We start from the raw sequence: 23,735 nt of genomic DNA, 5'->3' as shown, positions 1-23,735 counted from the left end.
GCCGGCTCTTAAGCCGGCTTTTTTGTGGGTGAAATCTACTTCTTGTGGATGTTCTTCGGCAGCTGCACGACGTGGGTTTCTGAGTAGATGTCATGCCATGTGCGTTTGTCTTTGTCCCACAGGGCCCACAGATAGCCCAAGCCCACGATAAGCCACGAGCCAATGGCAACCAGAAAACGCAGCATGGCCTGCCACAGGGTAATCGCAGTGCCATCGGCGTTCTGCACACGCAAGCCCCAGACCTGCATGCCTAGGGTCTGGCCGTTATGGGTCCAGAATTTGGCGAAGAAGCCAAACAGGCTAAAGAACAGCAGCGTGGAGAGCAGCGGATCACCGTCTAGCGCACCTGCATCAGACATCTTGCGCAGCTCAGCCTCGCCGTAGAAGCCCATGAGGATCAGTTTGTAGATAAAGGTCACGACTATCAGCAGGGCAACGCACAGCAGAAAGTCATAGAACATAGCAGCGAGACGGCGGATCAGGCCTGCGTTGGGGAAGTCGCCCTGTGGACGCAGCAGGTGTTTGGACATGGTCAGGTCTTCAATCAGTCTGGCAAAGAAGTGCCAAGGTTAACATGCCGATACGCAGGCATAAAAAAACCCCTGATGCGGACATCAGGGGTTTTTCAAAGCGTCAGACTTATTGTTCGATTTGAACTTCGTCAGCCTGCATGCCTTTCTGACCTTGTACAGCGATAAAGCTGACTTTCTGGCCTTCTTTCAGGCTCTTGAAGCCATTGCCTTGGATCGCGCGGAAATGCACGAACAGATCCGGACCGCTTTCTGGAGTGATAAAACCAAAACCTTTTTCGTCGTTAAACCACTTGACGGTACCGTTCTGACGATTCGACATTTTTGTATTTCCTTGAAACTTGAGTTGATGACAGCCACTACTCATCGTGAGGGGCTGATACTGGTTGCAAGGAGTAATGCGACGTCGAGCGGGATGTAGCGGATCAGTAGATCTACTGCATCAGGTCACGATTTTCGGCGACCCATGCAAACACAGTTTTGAGACTCTACGCTAACTTCCACGCAAATGCCAACCCCTTGCAGCTTGGTGTTTATTCAGAATGTTCCCAGTGCTAAAGCCTCCGCTTAGAACAGTTGCCTGTGGTGAAGGCGTAAATGGCTGATTTTGCAGCGCTGAACTGATTTCCCCGCCGTTATGCGCGGCGGAAAAATCACCTTTTAGACGGGTTTCAGTTCCACGGATGACGGAGCGGTTTGACGCCGTTGAGCACGTAGTTGCCGATGATGTGGTACTTCCAGCGCACCGGGTCGTGGAGAGTGTGCACGCGGGCGTTGCGCCAGTGTCTGTCGAGGCCGTATTCCTCCAGAGTGGCGCGCGCTCCGGCGAGTTCAAAGAGCCGGTTGCTGGCCAGAATAGCGACTTCGGTGGTCAGCACTTTGGCTTCTGCGGTGAGCAGTGATGCCTGGGCCACGCTCTCTTCGTTCGGATTGAGCAGTGCGTTGTCGATAGCATCGGCGGCGAGATCCAGCACTGCATCAGCGGCGCGCAAGCGAATATGCAGATCACCAATTTGTTGCAGGATGTAGGGGGCGTCTGTGGCTTTCTCTACGCCAGAGTCGATCCATGGGCGGGTGTGGCGGCGGACATATTCCAGCGTGTCTTCAAGTGCGCCGCGAGCCAGCCCGGCATCAATAGCGGCCTGAATATACTGGGAAATCGCACCACTTGCCGTCGGCCGGTCGAAGGCCTGCCAGATGGGCACCACCTGACTTGCCGGCACTTTCACGTTCTCAATCAATACAGTGCCGCTGGCTGTGGTCTTTTGGCCAAAGCTGGACCAGTCATTAATGACTTTAAGTCCTTCAGTCTCGCGCTTGACCACGGCCAGGTGCGGGCGCCCTGATCGTCCACCGTGACGATGGGAATCCAGTGGGCGAGCAGGGCTCCGGTGGAGAAGAACTTCTGCCCGTTGGCCACAGAGCCGTCGCCATCCGGCTGTATTTTGGTTTGGAAGTCGGCAACGTGTTTGCTGCTGCGCTCAGAAAAGGCATTGCCAAAGCGTACGCCTGATAGCGCCAGATTGAAGAAAAAGCGCTTTTGCTCTTCGCTGGCGTCCAAAGCCAGATGCACAAGAATGACAAAGTGGTTTTGCGGCAGTTGGCCGAGAGAACCATCGGCAGCCGCAATCAGTTTGAACACTTCACCCACAGTGCGGTAACTGGCACCCAGCCCGCCGTACTCCTTGGGTACAAGAATGCTCCAGAGTCCACTTTGCGAGTAAGCATCCAGCTCCGCCACCGGCAGGCGGCGTTCGCGGTCGCAAATGGCGGCTTCACGGCGAAACTCTGTGGCTAGCTTGCGGGCGGCTTCGATTGCCTCGGCTTCACTTTGTAAACGGTGCGCAGGTGTCGCGGATTGTTGCTGGATGTAGTTAGCGGCAAGATCAGTCATGGCTGTCCTCCTCAGAAGCGGTAGGCGAGGTTGAGGCTGTAAACGAATGGATCGACATCGACACTGCCGACTTTCTCGCCGGCAATCTTCACGCTGCTGTCGATGTTGGCGTAGCGCACATCGCCGCCCACGCTCCAGTTGTCATCAATGGCGATATCAAGCCCGACCTGATAGGCAAGCCCCCATGAGTCGGAGAGCTCCAGCTTGGCGCCGTTGTCCAACTTCTCGTCATAGAAATAGGTGTAATTGAGGCCAATGCCGACAAAGGGGCGCACTTGCGCTTCAGGCAGGAAGTGCCATTGCAGCGTGACAATCGGTGGCAGTTGTTTGGTATCGCCGACTTTGCTGCCGTTGAGCTTGATGTCGTGTTTCAGCGGAAGGCCGCCGAGAACATCAATGGCCAGATTGGGGGGGCAGGAAGTAGGCAATGTTGAAAGTCGGCCCGGTATCGCTATCGATATCAATTTCACCGGGCTGAATGCTGCCGGAATCCGATGTCGGTACAACCTTGCTGACCCCAACTATCACCAGCCAGGGGCTGTCTGCTGAATGTGCGGGTGTGCTGGCTGCGATTAAGGTGCTACCCAGCAAGAGTGGCTTAATCCAAGACGCTGAAGGCATGAAGATCTTCCTTGTTACTTGTAATAGTCGAGTGTCGCCCAGGTTGTGCTGTGCCCTGGTTCATAATGCCTGTTACAGGTTTCGTGCCATCAATTAACATATTGATTTATAAGATTTTTATTTGTCTTTAAATGTATTGGCGATGTGCCTTTTCAGGCAGAGTGCTGAATTGCTGTTGATTGCCGGACAGTACTTTTTGCGGACGAAAAAAAGGCCGACATAGAGTCGGCCTGCAAAAGTCTCTGTGCCTCAGGATTGTTTTGAGCCACCACCGATCTGCCAGACATAGGGTGGCTCGGTTCCGTTGACTTCCCAGTCGCCGATGATGCGTTCCTTGTAGATAACCGGGTTGTGCGAAGCGGCCGTGCGGGCGTTACGCCAATGGCGGTCGAGTGCCTTGCTGAGACTGGCACCGGATGCGCCGAGGGTGTTGAACAGATCGGTGTTAGCGCGCAACACCAGATCAATGATGGCGCTCTGTGCCTGAGCTGATTCCAGTTCGGCAGCGACATTAGCCAGCCGCTCGCGCTCGCTGTCAGTGCCAAAACGGGCCAGGTAAGCCTGATGTGATGCTTCTGCTGCACGCAGGGTGGCTGCTTCTGCGGCATAGACCTGAGCGGACGCTTTACCGATGACCTGAAGCACCTGAGCGTCCTGACTCACTGCTGATGCATTGCCGTGACTGAAAATGCGTGTGCGCTTACCGACTTCGGCAGAAAAGTCGCGCACGGCTGCCCGGCCTGAACCGGTCAGGACGGCCAGCAGCACCAGTTGATAGAAGGCGGTCTGATACTTGAAGCGGGTGGAGAAGTCGAAAATGTTTTCCTCTTCGACAACCGCATCTTTATAGGTGGAGGTGCCGCTGCCAGTGGTGCGCTGGCCGAAGCCGTCCCAGTCGTCGCTGTGGTTGATGCCATCCTGGTGGGCGCGGATGGCCGCGATGACATCGGCACCGGTGTCGTCGCGGCGGGCGAACAGGTCGATCCAGTCAGCAAAGATGCTGCCGGTGCTGTAGTACTTGGTGCCGTTGACCACCCATTGCTCACCTTTGCGGGATACGCGGGTGATGACATCGCCGATTTTTACTGCGCCGATTTCAGTCCAGGCGTTGCCAGCCAGATCGCCCGCTACAAAGCGTTCAAGCCAGACCTGTTGCGAGCTGTCGGCATGGGCGTTAAGCCGGTCTTCGACAAAGGCGAAATGACCGCGCAGGGCTTGGGGGATATTGGAGTCGGCTTCTGCCAGCTCAATCAGCAGGTGCACCAGTTGGGTCAGCGAAGCACCTGCGCCGCCATGTTCGCGGGGAACGCGCACAGCGCCGAATCCGGCTTCCTTCAGCCATTGGATTTGCTCATTGGGCAGAGTGCGGGTGCGCTCACGCTCAACGGCACCTTCGGCAATGCGGGCAAAGATCGGGCGGAAGCGGGCGGCCAATGACTCGTAATCAGTGCCGGTCGAAATCTGTGGCAGATGCTGCTGGGCAGTCATGGGTAAATCTCCTTATGGGTGTTTTACAGCTGCCATCGCAAACTCCGTGCCGTTATTAAATTCCCTTTCAAATCAATCAAGTGTGGCTTTTTTTGAGGTCCGTGGTGTGCCTAAAGAGGCAAGTTGCTGGATTGCTGTTGCCTGGCCAACAGTTGTTGAAAGGTACGCAATGCGCAGGACGGAATTACCGCAGGTGCTGCTGTCGTTTACCGAGTTTCGGTAGGTATGAACGGGCTGAAGATCGCTTGGTATGTGACGCCTGAGGCTATGACACCCTCCGGTGTGATGGTGGCTGTTGTTGGAGGAACTGTTTCTTTTCGAAGAGCCAGATCAGGTTGGCGCTAATTGTTGGTGGGCCAACACTTGCGCAACACCTTGTCTGTCTCTGAGCACTTTCGTTTTCCTATATGTGGGTATATCTAGTTGATTTAAAAGGTTTTTATAAGGTGGCACGGTTGCTGCTCTAACTCATTCCACATTCATCCGCCGCTGTCGGCGAGAGGTCGAAATGAGTCAGAGCATTAATGTCGTTGTGGTATCGGGGAGCTTGCGCGACCCATCACGTACCCATGTGCTGTTGCAGGAGTTGGTGAACGCTCTTCAAAAGCGTTTACCCGCCAATGTGCATTGGGTGCGTATTGCCGAGCTGAGCGGTGGGCTTGCCGGATCGCTGGAGCGCGATACCGCTTCGCCCCAACTGCTGCCGCATCTACAGGCGATTGAAAGCGCCGATCTGATCATCGCCGGTAGTCCGGTCTACCGCGCTTCCTACACCGGTTTGTTCAAGCACTTCTTCGATCTGGTTGATTACCAGTCGCTCAAAGGTGTGCCGGTTCTGCTGGCAGCCACCGGCGGCGGTGAGCGCCATGCGTTAGTGATTGATCACCAGTTGCGCCCGCTGTTTGCCTTCTTCCAGGCGCACACCTTGCCGTATGGGCTGTACGCCACCCCCGAAACTTTCACCGATTACCGCCTGACCGACGCCGCGCAGTTCGAGCGTATCGAGCGTGCGCTTGATCCGGTCGAGGCTTTTTTCCGTAATGCGGCCGTTCAGGCCGCCTGAATTCCAAGGACCATAGGAGTTATCAACATGAGCCAACATGCCATCAAATTCGCTTACTGGGTGCCTAATGTCAGCGGTGGTCTGGTCGTCAGCAACATCGAGCAACGCACTAGCTGGGATGTCGATTACAACCGCAAGCTGGCGCAAACCGCCGAGAAGGCTGGCTTCGAGTACGCCCTGTCGCAGATCCGTTTCACCGCCGGTTACGGTGCTGAGTTCCAGCATGAGTCCGTCGCCATCAGCCACGCCCTGCTGGCTGCTACGGAAAAACTGAAAGTCATCGCGGCCATTCTGCCCGGCCCGTGGAACCCAGCACTGGCGGCCAAGCAGCTGTCCACCATCGACCACCTGACCAATGGTCGTATCGCCATCAACGTGGTGTCTGGCTGGTTTAAGGGCGAGTTCCATGCCATCGGCGAGCCATGGCTGGAGCACGATGAGCGCTATCGCCGTTCTGAAGAGTTCATCCGGGCCCTGAAAGGCATCTGGACCCAGGACAACTTCACCTTTAACGGTGACTTCTACCGCTTCCGTGATTACACCCTGAAGCCAAAACCACTGCAGCAGCCACACCCGGAAATCTTCCAGGGCGGTAGCTCCCGTGCTGCTCGTGACATGGCCGCGCGCGTGTCCGACTGGTACTTCACCAACGGCAATACCGTTGAAGGCATCAAGGCTCAGGTCGATGACATCCGCGCCAAAGCCGCTGCCAATGGCCACTCGGTGAAGATCGGGGTGAACGCTTTCATCATCGCCCGCGATACCGAAGAAGAAGCCAAAGCGGTGTTGCAGGAAATCATCGACAAAGCCAACTCGGAAGCGGTCAACGCCTTCGGTGCCGAGGTGAAAAACGCAGGTGCCGCCAGCCCAGAAGGTGAGGGCAACTGGGCTAAGTCCACTTTTGAGGATCTGGTGCAGTACAACGACGGCTTTAAGACCAACCTGATCGGCACACCGAAGCAGATTGCTGAACGCATTGTCGCGCTGAAAGCCGTGGGCGTTGACCTGATCCTCTCTGGCTTCCTGCACTTCCAAGAGGAAGTGGAGTACTTCGGTAAGTATGTGCTGCCGTTGGTGCGCGAGCTGGAAGCCAGCAAAGCGGTGGAGAAGGCTGTGGCGTAAGGGTTAAGCAAAAAACACAACCTCTGGCTTACTTGGGTAAGCCAGAGGTTTTTTGTTTTAGGGGGTATTAAGTTGTGTCGCCCGGCGAGGGCTGCGCTAATCAGCCAAGGTTGAACAACCGTTCGGCGTTGGCATGGAAGAATTTATCCAGCACGTCCTCTTTCAGTCCGAGTTGCAGGGCATCGTCGATGCTCTGGCGGATTGGGCGGAAGGTGTAGGACGAACCGAACAGCAGTTGATCTGCGAGGAAGCCATTGGCAGCTTGTATGTATGCCTTGCTGCCTGCGAGGAACAAGTACATATCCGGTACCAGATAGATGTTTTCGTAACGGAACGCCACGCCAATGGCTTGTTGCACGTTGGGCCAGTAGCCGTGGTAGGCAACAATCTTCAGTTGCGGAAAGGCACGGGCCACGGCAGCGAGCTTGCCGGGGTCGTTATAGGCCGGGTCAGGCGTGGTCGGGCCGCTCATGAGGAACAGTGGGATGCCGCGGCTCTGCAGGTGTTCATAGATCGGCCAGTACAGGGTGTCGTCCGGGTGCCGGGCCGGTTCAGCAAAGCCCGGTTCCAGATCGATGCCGACCAGCCCGAGCTGATCAACCGCTCGGTCAATCTCCGCCAGTGCGCCGTCGATCCCTTGCAGAACCGGCTCAATTGAGCCGATGCCGAGCAGTTCTTCGTGGTCACGAACGATGGTGTGTATTTCTTCGTTTGGCAGGTGCTGGCTGGGCGTGTGTCGGCCTACCACAACGGCTTTGTGCAGGCCTGCTTCGCGTACCTCGGCGAGAAAGCCCTCCTGTGTCAGTGAGCGTTCAAAGTGATCATCCGGTCCGCGTGTACCGACGCGGCGGTTAAGCCAGCGCGCGGTGTCATGCTCAGGCGTGCCCGGTGCACCGCCGAAGAACGGATGCAAAAATGCCGGGCGGCAGCGCAGGTCGATGACCTTCATGCGACTTTCTCCTTACCGGCACGTACGTCAAAGGCTCCACCCGTGAACGAGCCATCCACGGTGACTTTGCCCTTGCCGGGCAGCAGTGGGAAAACCAGCTCAGCGAAGCGGTAGGCTTCTTCCAGATGCGGGTAGCCAGACAGTACAAAGCTGTCGACACCGAGGTCTGCATATTCCAGCAGGCGTGCGGCAACGGTCTCCGGATCACCCACCAGCGCAGTACCGGCACCGCCACGCACCAGACCAACACCGGCCCACAGGTTGGGCGCGACTTCCAGCTTGTTGCGGTCGCCACCGTGCAGAGCGGCCATGCGCTGTTGGCCGACGGAGTCCATCTTGGCGTAGTTGGCCTGTGCGGCGGCGATGGTTTCGTCATCCAGATGGCTGATTAGTTCATCGGCAGCGGCCCACGCGGCCTCGTTGGTTTCCCGCACGATCACATGCAGGCGCACGCCAAAGCGCACGGTGCGACCGTGTTTGGCGGCGCGGGCGCGCACATCGGCAATCTTTTCGGCCACTCCGGCTGGCGGCTCGCCCCAAGTCAGATAGGCATCAACGTGCTTGGCCGCCAGTTCGTGAGCCGCTGGTGAGGAACCACCGAAATACAGCGGTGGATAAGGCTTTTGTACTGGAGGGAAGAAGTTCTGTGCGCCCTGAACTTTGAGGTGTTTACCTTCAAAATCGACCGTTTCACCTTGGAGCAGACGACGCCAGATGGTCAGGTATTCATCGGAGGCTTCGTAGCGCTCGTCGTGGTTGTAGAACACGCCATCTGCCGCCAGCTCGGTGGCGTCACCGCCGGGTACGACATTGAGCAGCAGGCGACCGCCGCTGGCCTGATCCAGGCTAGCGGCCTGACGGGCTGATGCCGTGGGGTTGCCCAACGATGTGCGCAGCGCCACCAGCAGTTTGATGCGCTGGGTAACCGGCACCAGGCTCGCAGCCGTCACCCATGGATCAAGGCAGCTGGCGCCAGTGGGGATTAGCAAACCGTCGTAACCAAGCTGATCGGCTGCCACGGCGATCTGGCGCATGTAGGCATTGGTGGCAGGTCGACCGCTGGCCGAGTGGCCCAGGTAGCGGGTGTCACCGGAAGTCGGCAGGAACCAGAAGATATCGAGACTCATAATTTTCCCTCGTTGCCATGTTCTATTTGCTGTGGATGCACGCGTGGCATGACTCAGGTTTTTAGATGGATAGGTTGACCATCCCGCTGCCTTGCAAGGTGGCCGGGCGGCGTTTGTTCACCACCAGCTCGCCAATGCGGATCAGGTGCGTACGGGTGACGTTGCGGGTCAGTCCGAGCAAGTTGGCCGTATGCACTTGGTTGTAATGGCAGAAGCGGTAAGCAGCGCGCAGTAGGGCGTCTTCCACCTTGGCGTGGATGCCTTCGCTGTGTTCTTCAAACAGGCGCTGAAATGCCTGTTGCAGCAGATCGTCGGCGTTGTCCGGGTGCAGTCGCGTGCCTTCCTCGCGCTCAATACGCAGGTTGGACAGGTGCAGGTCTTCTGCGCGGATGACCTGATCGCGGCAGATCAGCAAGGTGTGATGGATGACGTTTTCCAATTCGCGGATATTGCCCGGCCAGCTGTAACCGGCCAGACGCTGGAGGGCTTCGTCGTTCAGGGTGACATCGGTGTAACCCAGGCGGCGGCTGTATTCATTAATGAAGTGACGGGCCAGCGGCAGGATATCGCCCGGCCTTTCGCGCAGCGGATAGAGTTGCAGGCTGACCACATTCAGGCGGTAGTACAGATCCTCACGGAAGTGCCCGGCATTGATGGCCTTTTCCAAGTGCACGTTGGTCGCCGCCAGTACCCGCACGTTGATCGGGATGCTTTTGCGAGAGCCTAGGCGCACCACTTCACGCTCCTGCAGAACACGCAGCAGCTTGACCTGAATCGGCATCGGCAGATCGCCAATCTCATCGAGAAACAGCGTGCCGCCATTGGCCTCCTCGAACCAGCCTGCCTTGGAGGCCAGTGCGCCGGTGAAGGCGCCTTTCTCGTGGCCAAACAACTCGGCTTCAACCAGCGATTCGGAGAAGGCACCGCAGTTCACCGCCACAAACGGGCCGTTTTTACGTCCGCTGAGGTTGTGGATATGACGCGCCACCAGCTCTTTACCTGTGCCGGTCTCACCAATGATCAGGACGCTCGCTTCGCTGGGTGCGACCTGTTGCAAGTGGGCAAGAAGCGCCTGCGATCTCGGGTCTTCGAAAACCTGTGCGGTTGCCCTGATCGAGGTGGCCAGTGTGGGAGAAGGGGGGAGCGTCAGCAATTGCATAGTCGTGCCTACGAATAGAAAGACGGAGTAGGACGCGTACCGTTCAAGGCCCAGTCGCCCAATTCATGGATGCGGTAATCCACAGGGTCGTGCAGGCTTTGTGTACGCAAGTTTCGCCAGAAGCGGTCAAAACGCAGGGAGGCATGGGTTGCCCGTGCGCCGGTGACTTCAAACAGTCGGTTGCAGATATCCAGTGCGTTACGGCTGGCGGCGACCTTGGCTGTGCCGATGGTCAGCGCTAGTTGCGCGCGTTCTTCGGCGGTCAGTGCATGTTCCTTACGCCAGGCTTCATCGAGTTGGTCAACGGCTCGTTGAATCAATACGCGGCTGCTTTCCAGACCCACCCAGAAGTCACCGTAATGACGCAGGATGTAGGGGTCTTCACCGCTGCTGCGGGCGCTGGAGCGGAACCACGGGCGGCTTTCCTTCAGGGTGTACTGGCGAGCTTCAGCGAATGCACCTTCGGCAATGCCGAGGAACATGTTGGCGAACAGCAACTGAGCGATCAGCGGCCGCAGACAGGCAAAGGGTGTGCTCAGCGGGCCGGGATCAAGCAGCAGCTCGGCATGCTCTACGCGTACTCGTTCGAACGTGGCGCTGCCGCTGTCGGTCTGGCGTTGGCCGATGTTGTCCCAATCGCCGTGCAGGGTGATGCCGGTACGGCCAGTGGGGATGGCTGCAATCACCAGTTTGCCGCTAGCGTTTTCATCCACCGCTGAGGCAATCAGCATCTCGGAGTCAGTGGCGCCGGAGCAGAAGCTCTTTTTGCCGGAGAACTCGTAGTAGCCGTCGAACTTCTTCATCACGGTGCGCGTGTCCAGCGGGTTCAGGGCATTACCCCAAAACCAGTTTTTACGCGCAGTCAGCTCCAGCCAGGGCTCCCATTGTGCTGGGCTGGCAAACAGTCGCACGGTGGCCAGCATCAGGTGCTGGAAGCCGAAAACGTGGGCAACTGAGCTGTCGACACGGGCGAACTCGCGCACCACTTCAAAGGTTTCACTCCAGGTGGCACCCAGACCGCCATATTGCGTCGGGATGATCAGCGACAGCAGGCCGCTGGCGCGGATTGCATCACGCTCGGCTTTCGGTGTGCCGCCACGGGCATCGCGCTCTACTGCCGTCTCAGCAAATTGTGCGGCTAGCTCACGTGCGATTTGCAGGGGGGCTATGGGGCGGGTTTTAAGATGCAGGCTCATAGCGGCTGCCCTCACGCAATCTTGCGCAGTGGGGTACCGGCTTTTCCGGCACTGAGCACGGTACCTGCAGCGCGCTCGGCGGCCAGCTCTACACGGGCTTGCAACTGCTCGCTGACGATCTTGTAATCTTTGAAGTCAGCTTCGCTGCCGTACACACCAATAGGCAGGGTCAGCGACTGAAAGAAGCTGAACAGCGGGCGCAACTGGTGATCAATCACCAGTGCGTGGCGCTCACTGCCGCCAGTGGCTGCAAGCAGGACCGGAGTATCGATCAGTGCATTCATCTCAATCAGGTCAAACAGGTGCTTGAACTGGCCAGGGTACGAACCGCGATACACCGGCGCCGCAACAATCAGCAGATCAGCCTGCTCAATGGCTCGCAGCTGCGCCTCGGTTTCGGCGGCCAGTTCTTTACGCGACAGGGCGCCGCCCACCTCACGGGCAATATCGCCCAGAACGATTAGGCGGCTGTCAAAGTCGAGGTGCTTGCTCAGGGCTGTAATGATCGACTCCGCCAGTACCTGAGTGCGGGAAGGGCGATAGGCGCCACCTGAGACTGCAACGACGTTGAAGGATGTGCTCATGCTGGTGTTCCTTTGGATGATGTATGGATACAGCGACTGAGCAAAACTCGTTCCATACATAAAAGCCCTTTAAAAACAGTGATATATGAATCTGTATTGCCGTTTTAGTGTGTCCCGTAGCGAACAACTGTTGGATAGGTGTTGGTGAGGCAACATCTGTCGGGTGTTGCTCTACGAGCATTTGCTGGAGCGACAGAGCGTGGGTTGAATTTATATTCCCTTACGTTTGAATTAATAAATAATTAATTAGAATTTGGTTATATCAAGTTGAGCTGTAGTTTTTATCTCGGACGGCTGCGACGGCTTTCCGGGGGAGGTAAACAGCTCAAAACCGCAGCTATTCGGTGCAAGTGATGTGGGGAGTCGGAGGAGGGAGGCCTGATCCAGGCAGTTTCTGAGGGGCCTGATTATTTACCGCTCGGCAGGGAGCTTATGGCCTCGAAAACACGGTCTATACTTCTGTTGCACATAACAAACCAACAAGAACAACCAAGGTTACCGTTATGAGAAAAGGCCTTTTAGCTGTTGGTTCTGCCCTGCTCGTCAGTTCTTTTCTGTACGTCCCAAGTGCTTCTAATCAATCGGTACAAAAGCCAGTGCCACAACACGTTGAAACGGTTCCGTGTTGCGCTCCGGCCGCTGTCGATCGATGGGCGTCTTTATTCAATTAATTATCAAGTACCAACATCGTTGATCGCCGGGCCAATTAACGTCCGGCGATTCCATACCTGATGGAAGATGCGGGTGGATGTCTTAACACTCGCGTCCTGATTGGGTATTCGCGTGCTACTCATCAGCATTCACCGTTTGAATTTACGGTCCCCAAGCTTGTCAGCATCGCTGCAACTCACTGTGTGCAGCCGGATTTTGCGCACACAATGCACGCGCTTTGATAATTCTGATCTTTACCGGTACTGCCGATTGAGCTTGGTGCCGGCAGAGCAGGATAATGCCCGGCCGCTGTTAAGGTCTCGCGCCCATGTGAGTGAGATGTCGGCGACAGATCAAACCATCTTTACCCAGCTTTAAGAATAAGTGCCTTATCGCCTGAGACCCTAGGTCCCTACGCGCTGTACAGGGCTGAGCTGGGGAAGGGGAGTCCTCCCTTGATCACAATACTCAGGAATCTTGAATACATGTCGAGCAGTATCCAGACATCGAGTTCTATCTCCAAGGCAATACCGTTACCCCTTCTTCTGCTGCTGGCGTCGCTCACCTCAATTGCACCGTTCTCTACGGACATGTACCTGCCTGCATTCCCTGCTATTCAGCAGGCTATGTCGCTGTTACCTGGTCAGGTTGAGCTGAGCTTCTCTGCTTATTTCGTTGGCATGCTGCTGGGGATGCTTTGCTACGGTCCCATCAGTGATCGATATGGGCGCAAACCGCCTCTGCTATTTGGCTTAACGCTCTACTGTCTGGCATCGCTGGCGATTGCCAGTGTGGACTCGCTGGAAGGCTTATTAGGTTGGCGCTTTTTGCAAGGTGTTGGCGGCTGCGCCGGCGCGGTGTTGGCGGTGGCCATTGTGCGTGACTGCTGTGCAGCGCAGCAGACTGCCCGCGTTATGTCGATGATCACCCTGATCATGGGTGCTGCACCCATTTTGGCTCCACTGCTGGGAGGCTGGGTGCTCGGACTGTGGAATTGGCAGGCAATCTTTATCGTATTGGCCGTGATGGGGGCGTTGTGTCTACTCGGGATTCTGTTTGGTCTGCGTGAAACATTGGCGCAGCGCAGTGCGCGGCTGGCATTGCTGCCGGTGTTAAAGAATTATGGGGAGTTGTTGCGAAATCGCGAGTTTATGGGCTTTGCGTTATGCCAGGCGTTTACCACTGGGGCGATGTTCGCCTACATCGTCGGTTCTCCGTTTGTATTGATTGAGCTGCATGAGATTGCGCCAGAACACTTTGGTCTGTTCTTCGGCCTCAATGCTGTTGGGATGGTATTGGCCAGTCAGATAAACCGTGTGCTGCTCAATCGCATCAGCGCTGCAACCTTGCTGGCCCATATGCTGTGGTTGCCACTGATTGCGGGCTCATTGCTGATGCTGAATCAGATTCTCGGCGTGCCGGGGCTTTGGTTGATCTTGCCGGCCTTCTTCATTTTGGTTTCCAGTGTCGGCCTTGTCAGCCCTAACGCTATGGCAATGGCTCTGGCTAAGCAGGGGCATCGGGCAGGGCTCGCCTCTGCGCTGCACGTGAGCCTGACTTTTGGGATGGGGATGTTGGCGGGCGTGTTGGTCAGTGTGCTTCACGACGGCAGCCAGTTTCCGCTGGCGCTGGTGATCTTCTGTCTGGCTAATGGAGGGCTGTTTGCCAATCGTGTTGTGGCTAGATCAGGCAAGATTGCTGCTGTTTCTGCAAGTGCAGATTGATGCTGCTGGTAGAGACGGCTCGCGTATAAAGAAAAACGGCCTGTACATTGCTGTACAGGCCGTTTCAGTCATCAGACGTTAAAGCGGAAGTGCATCACGTCGCCGTCTTTGACGATGTATTCCTTGCCTTCCAGACGCCATTTACCGGCTTCTTTGGCACCGGCTTCGCCTTTGTACTGAATGAAGTCGTTGTAGGCGATGACTTCGGCGCGGATAAAGCCTTTTTCAAAATCGGTGTGAATTACAGCTGCCGCTTGTGGGGCGGTGGCACCGACTTTTACAGTCCATGCACGGACTTCTTTCACTCCAGCAGTGAAGTAGGTCTGCAGGTTGAGCAGTTCGTAACCCGCGCGGATCACGCGGTTCAGGCCCGGCTCTTCGAGGCCCAGGGCTTCAAGGAACTCGTCTTTTTCTTCGCCTTCTTCGAGCTCGGCAATTTCAGCCTCGATCTTGTTGCACACCGGCACAACCGGAGCGCCTTCGGCGTCGGCGATGGCTTTTACGATGTCCAGCAGCGGGTTGTCTTCAAAGCCGTCTTCAGCAACGTTGGCGATGTACATAACCGGTTTGCTGGTCAGCAGGTGGAAGCCGCGGATCAGTTGTTTCTCATCATCACCGAGGGTCTTCATCAGCGTGCGCGCTGGTTTGCCTTCGGTGAAGTGGGGGATGAGTTTTTCCAGCAGGTTCTTCTGGGCTACTGCTTCTTTGTCGCCGCCTTTAGCGTTGCGAGCAACCTTTTGCAGTTGCTTCTCGCAGCTGTCGAGGTCGGCAAAGATCAGTTCCAGATCAATGATTTCGATGTCGCGCTTGGGGTCAACGCTGTTGGCAACGTGGATGACGTTGTCATCCTGGAAGCAGCGTACAACGTGGGCGATGGCATCGGTCTCGCGGATGTTCGCGAGGAATTTGTTGCCCAAGCCTTCACCTTTGGAGGCGCCCTCTACCAGACCGGCGATATCCACGAATTCCATGGTGGTTGGGAGTACGCGCTCTGGTTTAACGATTTCCGCCAGTGCGTCCAGACGTGGGTCGGGCATTGGCACGATCCCACTGTTCGGTTCGATGGTGCAGAACGGGAAGTTCTCAGCCGCGATCCCCGATTTGGTGAGGGCGTTGAACAGGGTGGACTTGCCGACGTTGGGCAGGCCTACGATGCCGCAGTTGAATCCCATGATTTATCCCTTGCGCAATGGCGGACAGATTTAAGAAGTGGCTTTCTGGCTATGCAGCTTGTGCATGGCCTTGCTCCATTCGCCAGCCAGAACTTCAGGCAGGCAATCCAGAGCGAAATCAATGCTGCGATCCAAGAGTTCCTGTTCGCTGCGTGGAGCGCGACCCAGAACAAAGTTGGAAACCAGGCTGCTGTGGCCGGGGTGGCCAATGCCTAGTCGCAGACGATGGAAGTTATTCTGATTACCGAGCTGGGCGATGATATCGCGCAGACCGTTGTGGCCACCGTGACCGCCGCCCTGTTTTAGCTTGGCAACACCTGGCGGCATGTCGAGTTCGTCATGGGCAACCAGAATGGCATCGGGCGTGATACGGAAGAAATTCGCCAGCGCGGCTACAGCCTGACCGCTGCGGTTCATATAGGTGGTCGGAATCAGCAGGCGTACATCGCGTCCTTTGTGGCTGAACTTGCCGACTAGGCCGAAGTACTTCTTATCCAGACTCAGGTTGACGCCTTCTTTATCAGCAAGACGCTCAACAAAAAGGGCCCCTGCATTATGCCGGGTCTGGTCGTATTCCGGGCCAGGGTTACCAAGGCCAACGATCAGTTGTACGGCAGTCATGTCAGGAGCCCTTCTGTGGAAATCGCCCGGTAGAATCGCATACCGGGCTGGTTTCCGACACTGCGAGGATTACTCGGCAGCGCCTTCGTCTTTAACGCGGGAGGCGTGGATGTTAGCCACAGCCAGGTCGTTACCGTGCGCCAGTGCAACCAGCTCAACGCCTTTCGGCAGTTTCAGGTCGGACAGGTGAACGATCTGACCAGCTTCAACGGCAGCCATGTCGACTTCGATGAACTCTGGCAGGTCTTTCGGCAGGCAGCTTACTTCGACTTCAGCGATAACGTGGGAGATTTCGCCACCCTGCTGTTTAACACCAACAGCAGTTGCTTCGTTGATGAAGTGCAGCGGTACGTGAGCGGTCAGTTTCTGACCAGCTACTACGCGCTGGAAGTCAGCGTGCAGAACGAAGCCTTTGGACGGGTGACGCTGCAGGGCTTTGATCAGTACGTTTTCTTTGGTGCCAGCAACGTCCAGGCTCAGAACGTGGCTGAAAGCCGCTTCGTTTTCGATCAACTTGGCCAGTTCTTTGGCCAGCAGGCTGATGGAAACTGGTGCTTTGTCGCCACCGTAGATAACGGCAGGAACCATGGCAACGTTACGACGCAGGCGGCGGCTCGCACCTTTCCCCAGGTCGGAACGCAGTTCAGCATTCAGGGTAAATTCAGTCATTTCATTTCTCCAAAATAACCAAACCGTCCAACTCGCTTGCGACCAGCGTTTGGACGGTCAGGTAAAAAGCCTTGCCATCAGGGCAGGGCGCTTACGTTCAGGGCGAGTCCGGATTAACGGAACATCGCGCTGATCGATTCTTCATTACTGATACGGCGAACCGCTTCAGCAACTACCGGTGCGATGTCAAGCTGGCGAATACGCGAGCAGGCCTGAGCAGCGGCTGACAGCGGGATAGTGTTAGTCACTACCAGCTCGTCGAGTACAGACTTTTCAATGTTCTCGATGGCGCGACCAGACAGAACCGGGTGCGTTGCATAAGCGAGAACTTTGGTGGCGCCGTGTTCTTTCAGGGCTTTAGCCGCGTGGCACAGAGTGCCGGCGGTATCGACCATGTCATCAACCAGAACACAAGTGCGGCCTTCAACGTCACCGATGATGTGCATCACTTCAGAGTGGTTAGCCTTCTCACGACGTTTGTCGATGATGGCCAGATCAACACCCAGGGACTTGGCAACAGCACGGGCACGTACTACGCCGCCGATGTCCGGAGAAACAATCATCAGGTTGTCAAAGCGCTGATCTTCGATGTCATCCACCAGTACTGGGGAGCCGTAGATGTTATCTACCGGAACATCGAAGAAGCCTTGGATCTGATCCGCATGCAGGTCGACGGTGAGAACACGGTCGATACCTACGTTTGCGAGCATGTCAGCCACGACTTTGGCGCTGATTGCCACGCGAGCGGAACGCGGACGGCGATCCTGGCGGGCATAGCCAAAGTAAGGAACAACAGCAGTAATTCGAGTCGCTGAGGAGCGGCGGAAGGCATCAGCCATCACGACCAGTTCCATCAGGTTGTCATTGGTTGGCGCGCACGTTGGCTGAATCAGGAATACGTCCTTACCGCGGACATTTTCGTTGATTTCGACCATGATTTCGCCGTCGGAGAATTTACCGACAGAGGCATCACCGAGGGGAATGTGCAGCTGACGTACGATACGTCGCGCCAGGTCGGGGTTAGCGTTCCCCGTAAAGACCATCATCTTGGACACGCGCAGTACCTGCCGGCTGAGGGTATACCTGGATGAGTATAGAAAATGGCAGGGGCGGCTGGATTCGAACCAACGCATGGCAGGATCAAAACCTGCTGCCTTACCGCTTGGCGACGCCCCTGTATCGTGTATTTCCTGAATGTATATCGAGTTGAGCCCGTTCCAGGACGGAATGGCAGGGGCGGCTGGATTCGAACCAACGCATGGCAGGATCAAAACCTGCTGCCTTACCGCTTGGCGACGCCCCTACAACTTTACAACCCGTACTACACATTCACTTCCCTGCCAGATTTCCTAATGCACGATGTAACATCGAAATGTTACGACCTTGCGCTATGAAGCTTGGCAAAGTGGCTGGAAGTTGGCGGCGGACTTTATCAGCATCTGCCTGATTTGGGAAGCTCCCAAATACACAAGATCCAGTGCCGGTTAATCTAGCTGAAACAAATTTGTTCAACAAGATCAAAGCGTTACGAACTTCAGGATAACGCTTTTCTACCACCGGCTGACAGTCATTACGACCGCCCCCCTCAGGAAGGCTGCGAACTTTAATGGGCGGAGTATCTCGTGTCAACTCCGGATCGGAGAAAATTTCTGCTGTACTAACAAGTACTTGCGGAATGGCTACGAGGAACCATGGCTCGCTGAGAGTAACCGGTTGCAGCTTTTCGCCCACGCCTTCGGCAAACGCAGCGTGGCCGCGGACGAAGACCGGTACATCTGCGCCGAGTTTCAGGCCGAGCTCGGCAAGCAGGTTGATATCGCAATCCAGTTGCCACAGATGGTTAAGGCCGAGCAGGGTGGTGGCGGCGTCAGAGCTGCCTCCGCCAATGCCACCGCCCATGGGGAGGCGTTTGTCCAGCCAGATGTCAGCTCCCAGTTTGCAGCCGGTATGTTGCTGCAGCAGGCGCGCGGCGCGCACGATCAGATTGCTGTCGTGGGGGACGCCTTCGATCGGGGTGTGTAAATGAATCTCGCCGTCGCTGCGCAGGGCGAAGCCTAATTCGTCGCCAATGTCGAGAAACTGAAACAGGGTTTGCAGTTCGTGGTAGCCATCATCACGGCGTCCCAGAATGTGCAGCATCAGGTTGAGTTTGGCTGGGGCCGGCAGAACCAGTTCTGCGGCACTGGGGATTGCAGATGTGTTCATTGGCCTAACTGACGGGGTTGCCAGTCCTTGATAACCAGAGTGACTTGCAGGTTGTGACCGCTAAGCTTCAAGCGCTCAGGCAGCCAGTATCCGTTTTGTTCGCTGTAGTTCAGGTAGTCGACAATCCAGCCATCTTGCGCAAGTTGGGCCAGATGGCTTTGGGCGTCGAGTTGCAGGCGGCTCTTGCTGTCCGGTGCCGGCAGGCCGCGAATCCACCAGAGTAGATGGGACACAGGCAGGTTAAGGCGTAGCCGCTGTTGCAGCAGTTGTTCTGGCGACTCTGCTTCATAGCGGCCCTGATTGGCGACTTCCAGTTGCACCTTGCCGGGGTGGCCGGTCAGGCGCGCGGCACCGCGACCCAGTGGGCCGGACAGTCGGATGTCGAAATAGTCTTGGCGCTGCAGCCAGAACAGGGTGCCACTGCCTGAGTCCTGAGGTGCGCGGATGCCAACTTTGCCGCTGATTTGCCAGCCGTCGAGCTGAGCGATGCGCTGTTTGTGGGCTTGCCACTGCTTGGCATCGCCCTGGCCCTCAAGGGATTCACGGGATGTCAGGCCGCTACAGCCTGCCAGTAGGGCCAAAAGGCCGATAATGATGAGGTTGCGGGCAAGCATCAGGGGGTCTCTGTTCCGGTCAGGCGTTTGATGGTGGAGCGCAAAATGGAGCTTTGCGGTTCGTCCTTGAGGGCTTCGCGCCACACTTTGCGGGCTTCCCGCTGTTTGCCTTGGGCCCACAGTACTTCGCCGAGGTGAGCGGCTACTTCAGCATCTTGCATATCGTCCATGGCCTTGCGCAGATAGAACTCGGCTTCCTCTAGATTGCCGACGCGGTAGTTAATCCATCCCAGGCTATCGAGAATTGCCGGGTCAGTCGGGTTGAGCTGGTAGGCTTGCTCGATCAGTTCTTTGGCTTCTTCCAGGCGTGTTGTGCGGTCGGCCAGCGTGTAACCCAAGGCGTTGAGGGCCATGGCGTTATCCGGTTCGCGCTTGAGAATGAAGCGTAAGTCTTTTTCCAGACCACTCAGGTCGTTGCGTTTTTCCGCGAGCATGGCGCGGGTGTAGAGCAGGTTGAGGTCTTCAGGGAACTGTTCCAATGCATGCTTGACTACTTGCCAGGCTCGCTCATTTTCAGCAACGCGTGACCAGGCTTCGGCTTCTATCAGGTACAGCTGGATCGCATAATCCGGCTGCTCATCGCGTGCCTGGTTGAGGTAGTTGGCGGCATCCTCACGGCGTTCGAGCTTGAACAGCAGTTCGGTGTGGCGTGCCTGGGCGGGCAGGAAGTCATTGCCTGGACCGACCATGCGGTAGTGGTTGAGTGCTTTGGGCAGATCTTTAAGCTTTTCGTATGCTCGTGCCAGATTGTAATTCGCGGCGTCAACATGGGCGTCACGGTCGATCAGTTCATTCAGGTAGACGATGGCCTCTTTCCAGGACTCTGCTTCTAAGCAGATCAGGGCCAGAGAGAAACGCAGATCGTCGTCTTCGGGGTATTGCTGCAGCAGTTTGGCAAACTCACCTTTGGCATCGTCAATGCGATCTTGTGCTACCAACTGGCGGGCATAACTCAGGCGCAGGCGCTTGTCTTCGGGGTACTGCTTGAGGCTTTTTTTGAGCAGGGCGAGGGCTTCGTCGTTACGCTCAAGGCTCTGCAGCAGGCGCGAATGCAGGAGGATGGAAGCGGGCTGGCGGTTGTTATCCGGCTGTTTCTCCAGCAGTTCTAAGGCTGCCTCGTTATTTCCTTCCTGTTGCAGCAACAGTGCTTTGCCAAATTGCAGCTGGGCGTTGTCGGGATACTTGGTCAACAAGCGGTCAAAGCTTTGCAGCAGTCCGTCGCGTGTTTCCGGGGAGGTGTCTGACGCGGACAGGGCGAGGAAATCGAAGTAAGTGTCGCCTTGTTGCTGCAGGACCTTCTCCATATAAGTCATGGATTCGTCGTAGCGGCCCGAGCGGGCCAGTTGCACGGCTGCTGCGCGCAACGCATCGACATTGTCCGGAGCAGCTTTGGCCCACTGCAGGCTGGTGTCGAGTGCCGGCTGATCGGCACCGAGGTATTCCGCGATGCGGAAACCGCGCTCGGCCACGCCAGCGTCACGGGTTTTTTGTGCCTGCTCGACGTAGTTATCCAGCGCGATGTCGTAGCGGTTGCGCTGGCCGGCCAATTCTGCGACCAGAAGGCTGTAGAGCGTTTCCTGGCTGAATGGACGGTAAACCTTGTCTTCGGTGTCCGGAGTGGCTACAGCAGGGTCTTCGACCGGCGGCGTTCCGTCCGGTTCGGATGGGGCGAACGTCTGGCAGCCACTGAGCAGCAGGGCGGCAGACAGCAAGGCTAAGGATTTATTCATGGAAGAGAGTATGTGACCTACATGCAGGTTACGCATCATGACACAAGGCACTGGGCAAGCCCATGCTCTGAGTATCATCCCGGAGTGTCTGAAAGTTCAGTCTATTAGGACAATAGGCAGCAGGTGTTGTTCTCGCCCGGCCGAAGTAGGACAATTACCGGCTTCCACGTTACTGTCAGCGACTTTGCATGGCCTTTATTGCCCTCGGTATCAACCATAAGACCGCGTCGGTGGACGTCCGCGAGCGCGTGGCGTTTACGCCTGAGCAACTGGTTGAGGCACTGCAGCAGCTGTGTCAGCGCACGACCAGCCGCGAAGCTGCGATTCTTTCGACCTGCAACCGCAGTGAGCTGTACCTCGAGCAGGAGTCGGCCAATGCGGATGAAGTACTGGCCTGGCTGGCGTCTTATCACCAGCTGAGCCTGGATGAGTTGCGCGCCTGTGCCTATATCCACGCCGATGACGAAGCCGTCCGGCATATGATGCGGGTCGCCTCCGGGCTTGACTCAATGGTGCTGGGCGAGCCACAGATTCTCGGGCAGATGAAGTCTGCCTTCGCCGTAGCCCGTGAAGCGGGCACGCTGGGGCCGTTGCTGGGGCGTTTGTTCCAGGCAACCTTCAGCACTGCCAAAACCGTGCGCACCGACACCGCCATCGGCGAAAACCCGGTTTCTGTAGCGTTTGCGGCTGTAAGTCTGGCTAAACAGATTTTTGCGGATCTGAATCGCAGCCAGGCATTGCTGATTGGCGCGGGTGAAACCATCAGCCTGGTTGCCCGTCACCTGCATGATCAGGGCATCAAACGCATCGTTGTGGCTAACCGGACCCTTGAACGTGCCAGTTCGCTGGCCGAGCAGTTTGGTGCTCACGCGGTATTGCTATCGGATATTCCCGACGAACTGGTCAACAGCGATATCGTCATCAGCTCCACCGCCAGCCAGTTGCCGATTCTCGGCAAAGGCGCAGTCGAGCGTGCGCTGAAACAGCGTAAGCACAAGCCGATTTTTATGGTTGATATCGCCGTTCCGCGTGATATCGAGCCGGAAGTCGGCGAGCTGGACGATGTGTACCTCTACACCGTTGATGATTTGCACGAGGTCATCGAAGAAAACCTCAAGAGCCGTCAAGGCGCTGCGCTGGCTGCTGAGCAGTTGGTGGGAGAGGGCGCGCAGGAGTTTATGCAACGCTTGCGTGAACTGGCAGCAGTGGATGTGCTCAAAGCCTTCCGCCAGCAGGCTGAGCGGCTGCGCGATGAAGAACTGCAAAAAGCTCAGCGGCTGCTGGCCAATGGCGGGAATCCTGAGGATGTACTGGCCCAGCTGGCTCGAGGCCTGACCAATAAGCTGCTGCATGAGCCCAGCGTGCAATTGAAAAAATTCTCTGCCGCCGGGCGTTTTGAAGCGCTGAACGTGGTGCAGGAACTGTTCTCCCTCGATGAGGGTGCGTCGTCCGGTACGACTTCTAATTAAAGGTCTGCAATGAAAGCGTCACTGATTAAGAAACTCGACCTGTTGCAGGATCGTTTCGAAGAACTGACTGCGCTGCTTGGCGATGCCGAAGTGATCAGCAATCAGACCCAATTCCGTGCGTATTCCAAGGAATACGCCGAAATTGAGCCTGTGCATCAGGCGTTTTCCGCGCTGCAAAAAGTCCAGGCGGATTTGGCCGGTGCCCAGGAAATGCTGAAAGACAGCGATCCTGATCTGCGCGAAATGGCTGAAGAAGAAGTGGCCACCGCCAAAGAACAGCTGATCGAGTTGGAGGCCGCGCTGCAACGCATGCTGCTGCCGAAAGACCCGAATGACGGTCGCAACGTGTTTCTGGAAATTCGTGCCGGTACCGGTGGTGACGAGGCGGCGATTTTCTCCGGCGACCTGTTCCGCATGTATTCCCGCTATGCCGAGAAGCAGGGCTGGCGCGTCGAAGTGCTGTCTGCCAACGAAGGCGAGCACGGCGGTTATAAAGAAGTGATTGCCCGAGTCGAGGGCGATAACGTCTACGGCAAACTGAAGTTCGAATCCGGCGCGCACCGTGTGCAGCGTGTGCCTGAGACCGAGTCTCAAGGCCGTATTCACACATCCGCCTGCACCGTTGCTGTTTTGCCCGAGCCGGATGAGCAGGCCGAGATCGACATCAACCCGGCCGATCTGCGTGTGGACACCTACCGTTCATCCGGTGCCGGTGGCCAGCACGTCAACACCACCGACTCGGCTATCCGCATCACCCACATTCCGACCGGCACTGTGGTCGAGTGTCAGGAAGAACGCTCGCAACATAAGAACCGGGCTAAGGCCATGTCCTGGCTGGCAGCTAAGCTGAAAGACCAGCAGGAAGCAGCCGCGCACAAGGAGATTTCCGAGTCGCGCAAATTGCTGGTAGGTTCCGGCGATCGTTCCGAACGCATCCGTACTTACAACTTCCCCCAAGGTCGGGTGACCGATCACCGTATCAACCTGACGCTGTATTCCCTGAGCGAAGTGATTGCCGGTGGTGTTGAAGCCATTATCGAGCCGCTGTTGGTGGAATATCAGGCCGATCAGTTGGCGGCATTGGGCGACTGATGCTGAGCGTGCCGCGCCTTGTGCGCGGCGCATCCCCCGCAGGACATAATCAGGC

At 56.7% G+C, this 23,735-nt stretch carries 22 protein-coding genes, 2 tRNA genes and 1 pseudogene; 5 read left to right on the top strand and 20 right to left on the bottom strand.

All coding sequences use genetic code 11. The features are described 5' to 3' along the window. Positions 1–35: 35 nt before the first annotated feature. From AO726_RS03740 to AO726_RS03720, 6 genes and pseudogenes are all read right to left on the bottom strand, one after another. Entirely contained in the window at positions 36–530 is a 495-nt protein-coding gene (locus tag AO726_RS03740; protein WP_058066695.1) for an RDD family protein, read from the bottom strand. Between the two features lie 109 nt (positions 531–639). Next, positions 640–852 (bottom strand): cold-shock protein, encoded by a 213-nt coding sequence (locus AO726_RS03735; RefSeq protein ID WP_058066694.1) that lies wholly within the window; start codon positions 850–852, stop codon positions 640–642. A 349-nt stretch (positions 853–1,201) separates the two neighbouring features. Beyond that, positions 1,202–2,424, bottom strand: a pseudogene (locus AO726_RS03730) (SfnB family sulfur acquisition oxidoreductase). A gap of 11 nt (positions 2,425–2,435) precedes the next feature. Then, positions 2,436–2,852 (bottom strand): OmpW/AlkL family protein, encoded by a 417-nt coding sequence (locus AO726_RS03725; protein ID WP_241492043.1) that lies wholly within the window; start codon positions 2,850–2,852, stop codon positions 2,436–2,438. Beyond that, a complete protein-coding gene (locus AO726_RS21390) occupies positions 2,818–3,045 on the bottom strand; it encodes a hypothetical protein (protein WP_241492042.1) in 228 nt (75 codons plus the stop codon). Before AO726_RS21390 ends, AO726_RS03725 begins: the two co-directional genes overlap by 35 nt. A gap of 249 nt (positions 3,046–3,294) precedes the next feature. Continuing rightward, a complete protein-coding gene (locus tag AO726_RS03720) occupies positions 3,295–4,533 on the bottom strand; it encodes an acyl-CoA dehydrogenase family protein (protein WP_058066693.1) in 1,239 nt (412 codons plus the stop codon). A gap of 508 nt (positions 4,534–5,041) precedes the next feature. Here AO726_RS03720 and msuE (AO726_RS03715) point away from each other — a divergent pair. Both msuE (AO726_RS03715) and sfnG read left to right on the top strand, forming a co-directional pair. Next, on the top strand, positions 5,042–5,596 hold the full coding sequence (gene msuE / locus AO726_RS03715; RefSeq protein WP_058066692.1) for an FMN reductase: 555 nt from the start codon (positions 5,042–5,044) through the stop codon (positions 5,594–5,596). A 27-nt stretch (positions 5,597–5,623) separates the two neighbouring features. Further along, positions 5,624–6,718, top strand: a complete 1,095-nt coding sequence (sfnG, locus tag AO726_RS03710; RefSeq protein WP_058066691.1) for a dimethylsulfone monooxygenase SfnG — start codon at positions 5,624–5,626, stop codon at positions 6,716–6,718. A 100-nt stretch (positions 6,719–6,818) separates the two neighbouring features. Here the strand turns inward: sfnG and AO726_RS03705 are convergent, their stop codons facing one another. From AO726_RS03705 to msuE (AO726_RS03685), 5 genes are all read right to left on the bottom strand, one after another. Beyond that, positions 6,819–7,667, bottom strand: a complete 849-nt coding sequence (locus AO726_RS03705; protein ID WP_058066690.1) for an amidohydrolase family protein — start codon at positions 7,665–7,667, stop codon at positions 6,819–6,821. Further along, positions 7,664–8,794, bottom strand: a complete 1,131-nt coding sequence (gene ssuD / locus AO726_RS03700; RefSeq protein ID WP_058066689.1) for an FMNH2-dependent alkanesulfonate monooxygenase — start codon at positions 8,792–8,794, stop codon at positions 7,664–7,666. Before ssuD ends, AO726_RS03705 begins: the two co-directional genes overlap by 4 nt. A 61-nt stretch (positions 8,795–8,855) precedes the next feature. Further along, complete coding sequence (locus AO726_RS03695) at positions 8,856–9,953, bottom strand: sigma-54 interaction domain-containing protein (RefSeq protein WP_058066688.1); 1,098 nt, start codon at positions 9,951–9,953, stop codon at positions 8,856–8,858. Positions 9,954–9,961: 8 nt separating this feature from the next. Then, positions 9,962–11,149: an acyl-CoA dehydrogenase family protein gene (locus AO726_RS03690; protein ID WP_058066687.1), complete on the bottom strand. Its 1,188-nt coding sequence runs from the start codon at positions 11,147–11,149 to the stop codon at positions 9,962–9,964. Between the two features lie 11 nt (positions 11,150–11,160). Continuing rightward, entirely contained in the window at positions 11,161–11,733 is a 573-nt protein-coding gene (msuE, locus tag AO726_RS03685) for an FMN reductase (RefSeq protein WP_058066686.1), read from the bottom strand. Positions 11,734–12,869: 1,136 nt separating this feature from the next. Here msuE (AO726_RS03685) and AO726_RS03675 point away from each other — a divergent pair. Next, positions 12,870–14,108: a multidrug effflux MFS transporter gene (locus AO726_RS03675; RefSeq protein WP_082629039.1), complete on the top strand. Its 1,239-nt coding sequence runs from the start codon at positions 12,870–12,872 to the stop codon at positions 14,106–14,108. 71 nt (positions 14,109–14,179) lie between these two features. Here AO726_RS03675 and ychF read toward each other — a convergent pair whose 3' ends face one another. The 9 genes from ychF to AO726_RS03630 form a co-directional block, all read right to left on the bottom strand. Next, on the bottom strand, positions 14,180–15,280 hold the full coding sequence (ychF, locus tag AO726_RS03670; RefSeq protein ID WP_058066683.1) for a redox-regulated ATPase YchF: 1,101 nt from the start codon (positions 15,278–15,280) through the stop codon (positions 14,180–14,182). 30 nt (positions 15,281–15,310) lie between these two features. Then, a complete protein-coding gene (gene pth, locus AO726_RS03665; protein WP_058066682.1) occupies positions 15,311–15,901 on the bottom strand; it encodes an aminoacyl-tRNA hydrolase in 591 nt (196 codons plus the stop codon). 69 nt (positions 15,902–15,970) lie between these two features. Continuing rightward, entirely contained in the window at positions 15,971–16,570 is a 600-nt protein-coding gene (locus AO726_RS03660) for a 50S ribosomal protein L25/general stress protein Ctc (protein WP_058066681.1), read from the bottom strand. 113 nt (positions 16,571–16,683) lie between these two features. Next, positions 16,684–17,625 (bottom strand): ribose-phosphate pyrophosphokinase, encoded by a 942-nt coding sequence (locus tag AO726_RS03655; RefSeq protein WP_058066680.1) that lies wholly within the window; start codon positions 17,623–17,625, stop codon positions 16,684–16,686. A 46-nt stretch (positions 17,626–17,671) separates the two neighbouring features. Continuing rightward, a tRNA-Gln gene (locus AO726_RS03650) sits at positions 17,672–17,746 on the bottom strand. Between the two features lie 52 nt (positions 17,747–17,798). Further along, positions 17,799–17,873, bottom strand: a tRNA-Gln gene (locus AO726_RS03645). A gap of 26 nt (positions 17,874–17,899) precedes the next feature. Further along, positions 17,900–18,775, bottom strand: coding sequence for a 4-(cytidine 5'-diphospho)-2-C-methyl-D-erythritol kinase (gene ispE, locus AO726_RS03640; protein WP_058066679.1), 876 nt, complete (start codon positions 18,773–18,775; stop codon positions 17,900–17,902). Further along, entirely contained in the window at positions 18,772–19,389 is a 618-nt protein-coding gene (gene lolB, locus AO726_RS03635; RefSeq protein WP_058066678.1) for a lipoprotein insertase outer membrane protein LolB, read from the bottom strand. Before lolB ends, ispE begins: the two co-directional genes overlap by 4 nt. Further along, a complete protein-coding gene (locus tag AO726_RS03630; protein WP_058066677.1) occupies positions 19,389–21,119 on the bottom strand; it encodes a tetratricopeptide repeat protein in 1,731 nt (576 codons plus the stop codon). The genes lolB and AO726_RS03630 overlap by 1 nt, the downstream gene beginning before the upstream one ends. A 188-nt stretch (positions 21,120–21,307) precedes the next feature. On the opposite strand from AO726_RS03630, the gene hemA reads away from it, so the two are divergent. Both hemA and prfA read left to right on the top strand, forming a co-directional pair. Continuing rightward, the gene (gene hemA / locus AO726_RS03625) at positions 21,308–22,588 is read left to right on the top strand and encodes a glutamyl-tRNA reductase (RefSeq protein ID WP_058066676.1); all 1,281 of its coding nucleotides are present in this window, start codon (positions 21,308–21,310) and stop codon (positions 22,586–22,588) included. Between the two features lie 9 nt (positions 22,589–22,597). After that, complete coding sequence (gene prfA / locus AO726_RS03620) at positions 22,598–23,680, top strand: peptide chain release factor 1 (RefSeq protein ID WP_058066675.1); 1,083 nt, start codon at positions 22,598–22,600, stop codon at positions 23,678–23,680. Positions 23,681–23,735 lie beyond the last annotated feature (55 nt).

The organism is Pseudomonas sp. TTU2014-080ASC (genome assembly GCF_001446935.1).
In the GTDB taxonomy this organism is placed as follows: domain Bacteria; phylum Pseudomonadota; class Gammaproteobacteria; order Pseudomonadales; family Pseudomonadaceae; genus Aquipseudomonas.
The sequence above is the reverse complement of the archived record's forward strand: the minus strand, read 5'-3'. Positions and strand labels throughout refer to the sequence as shown.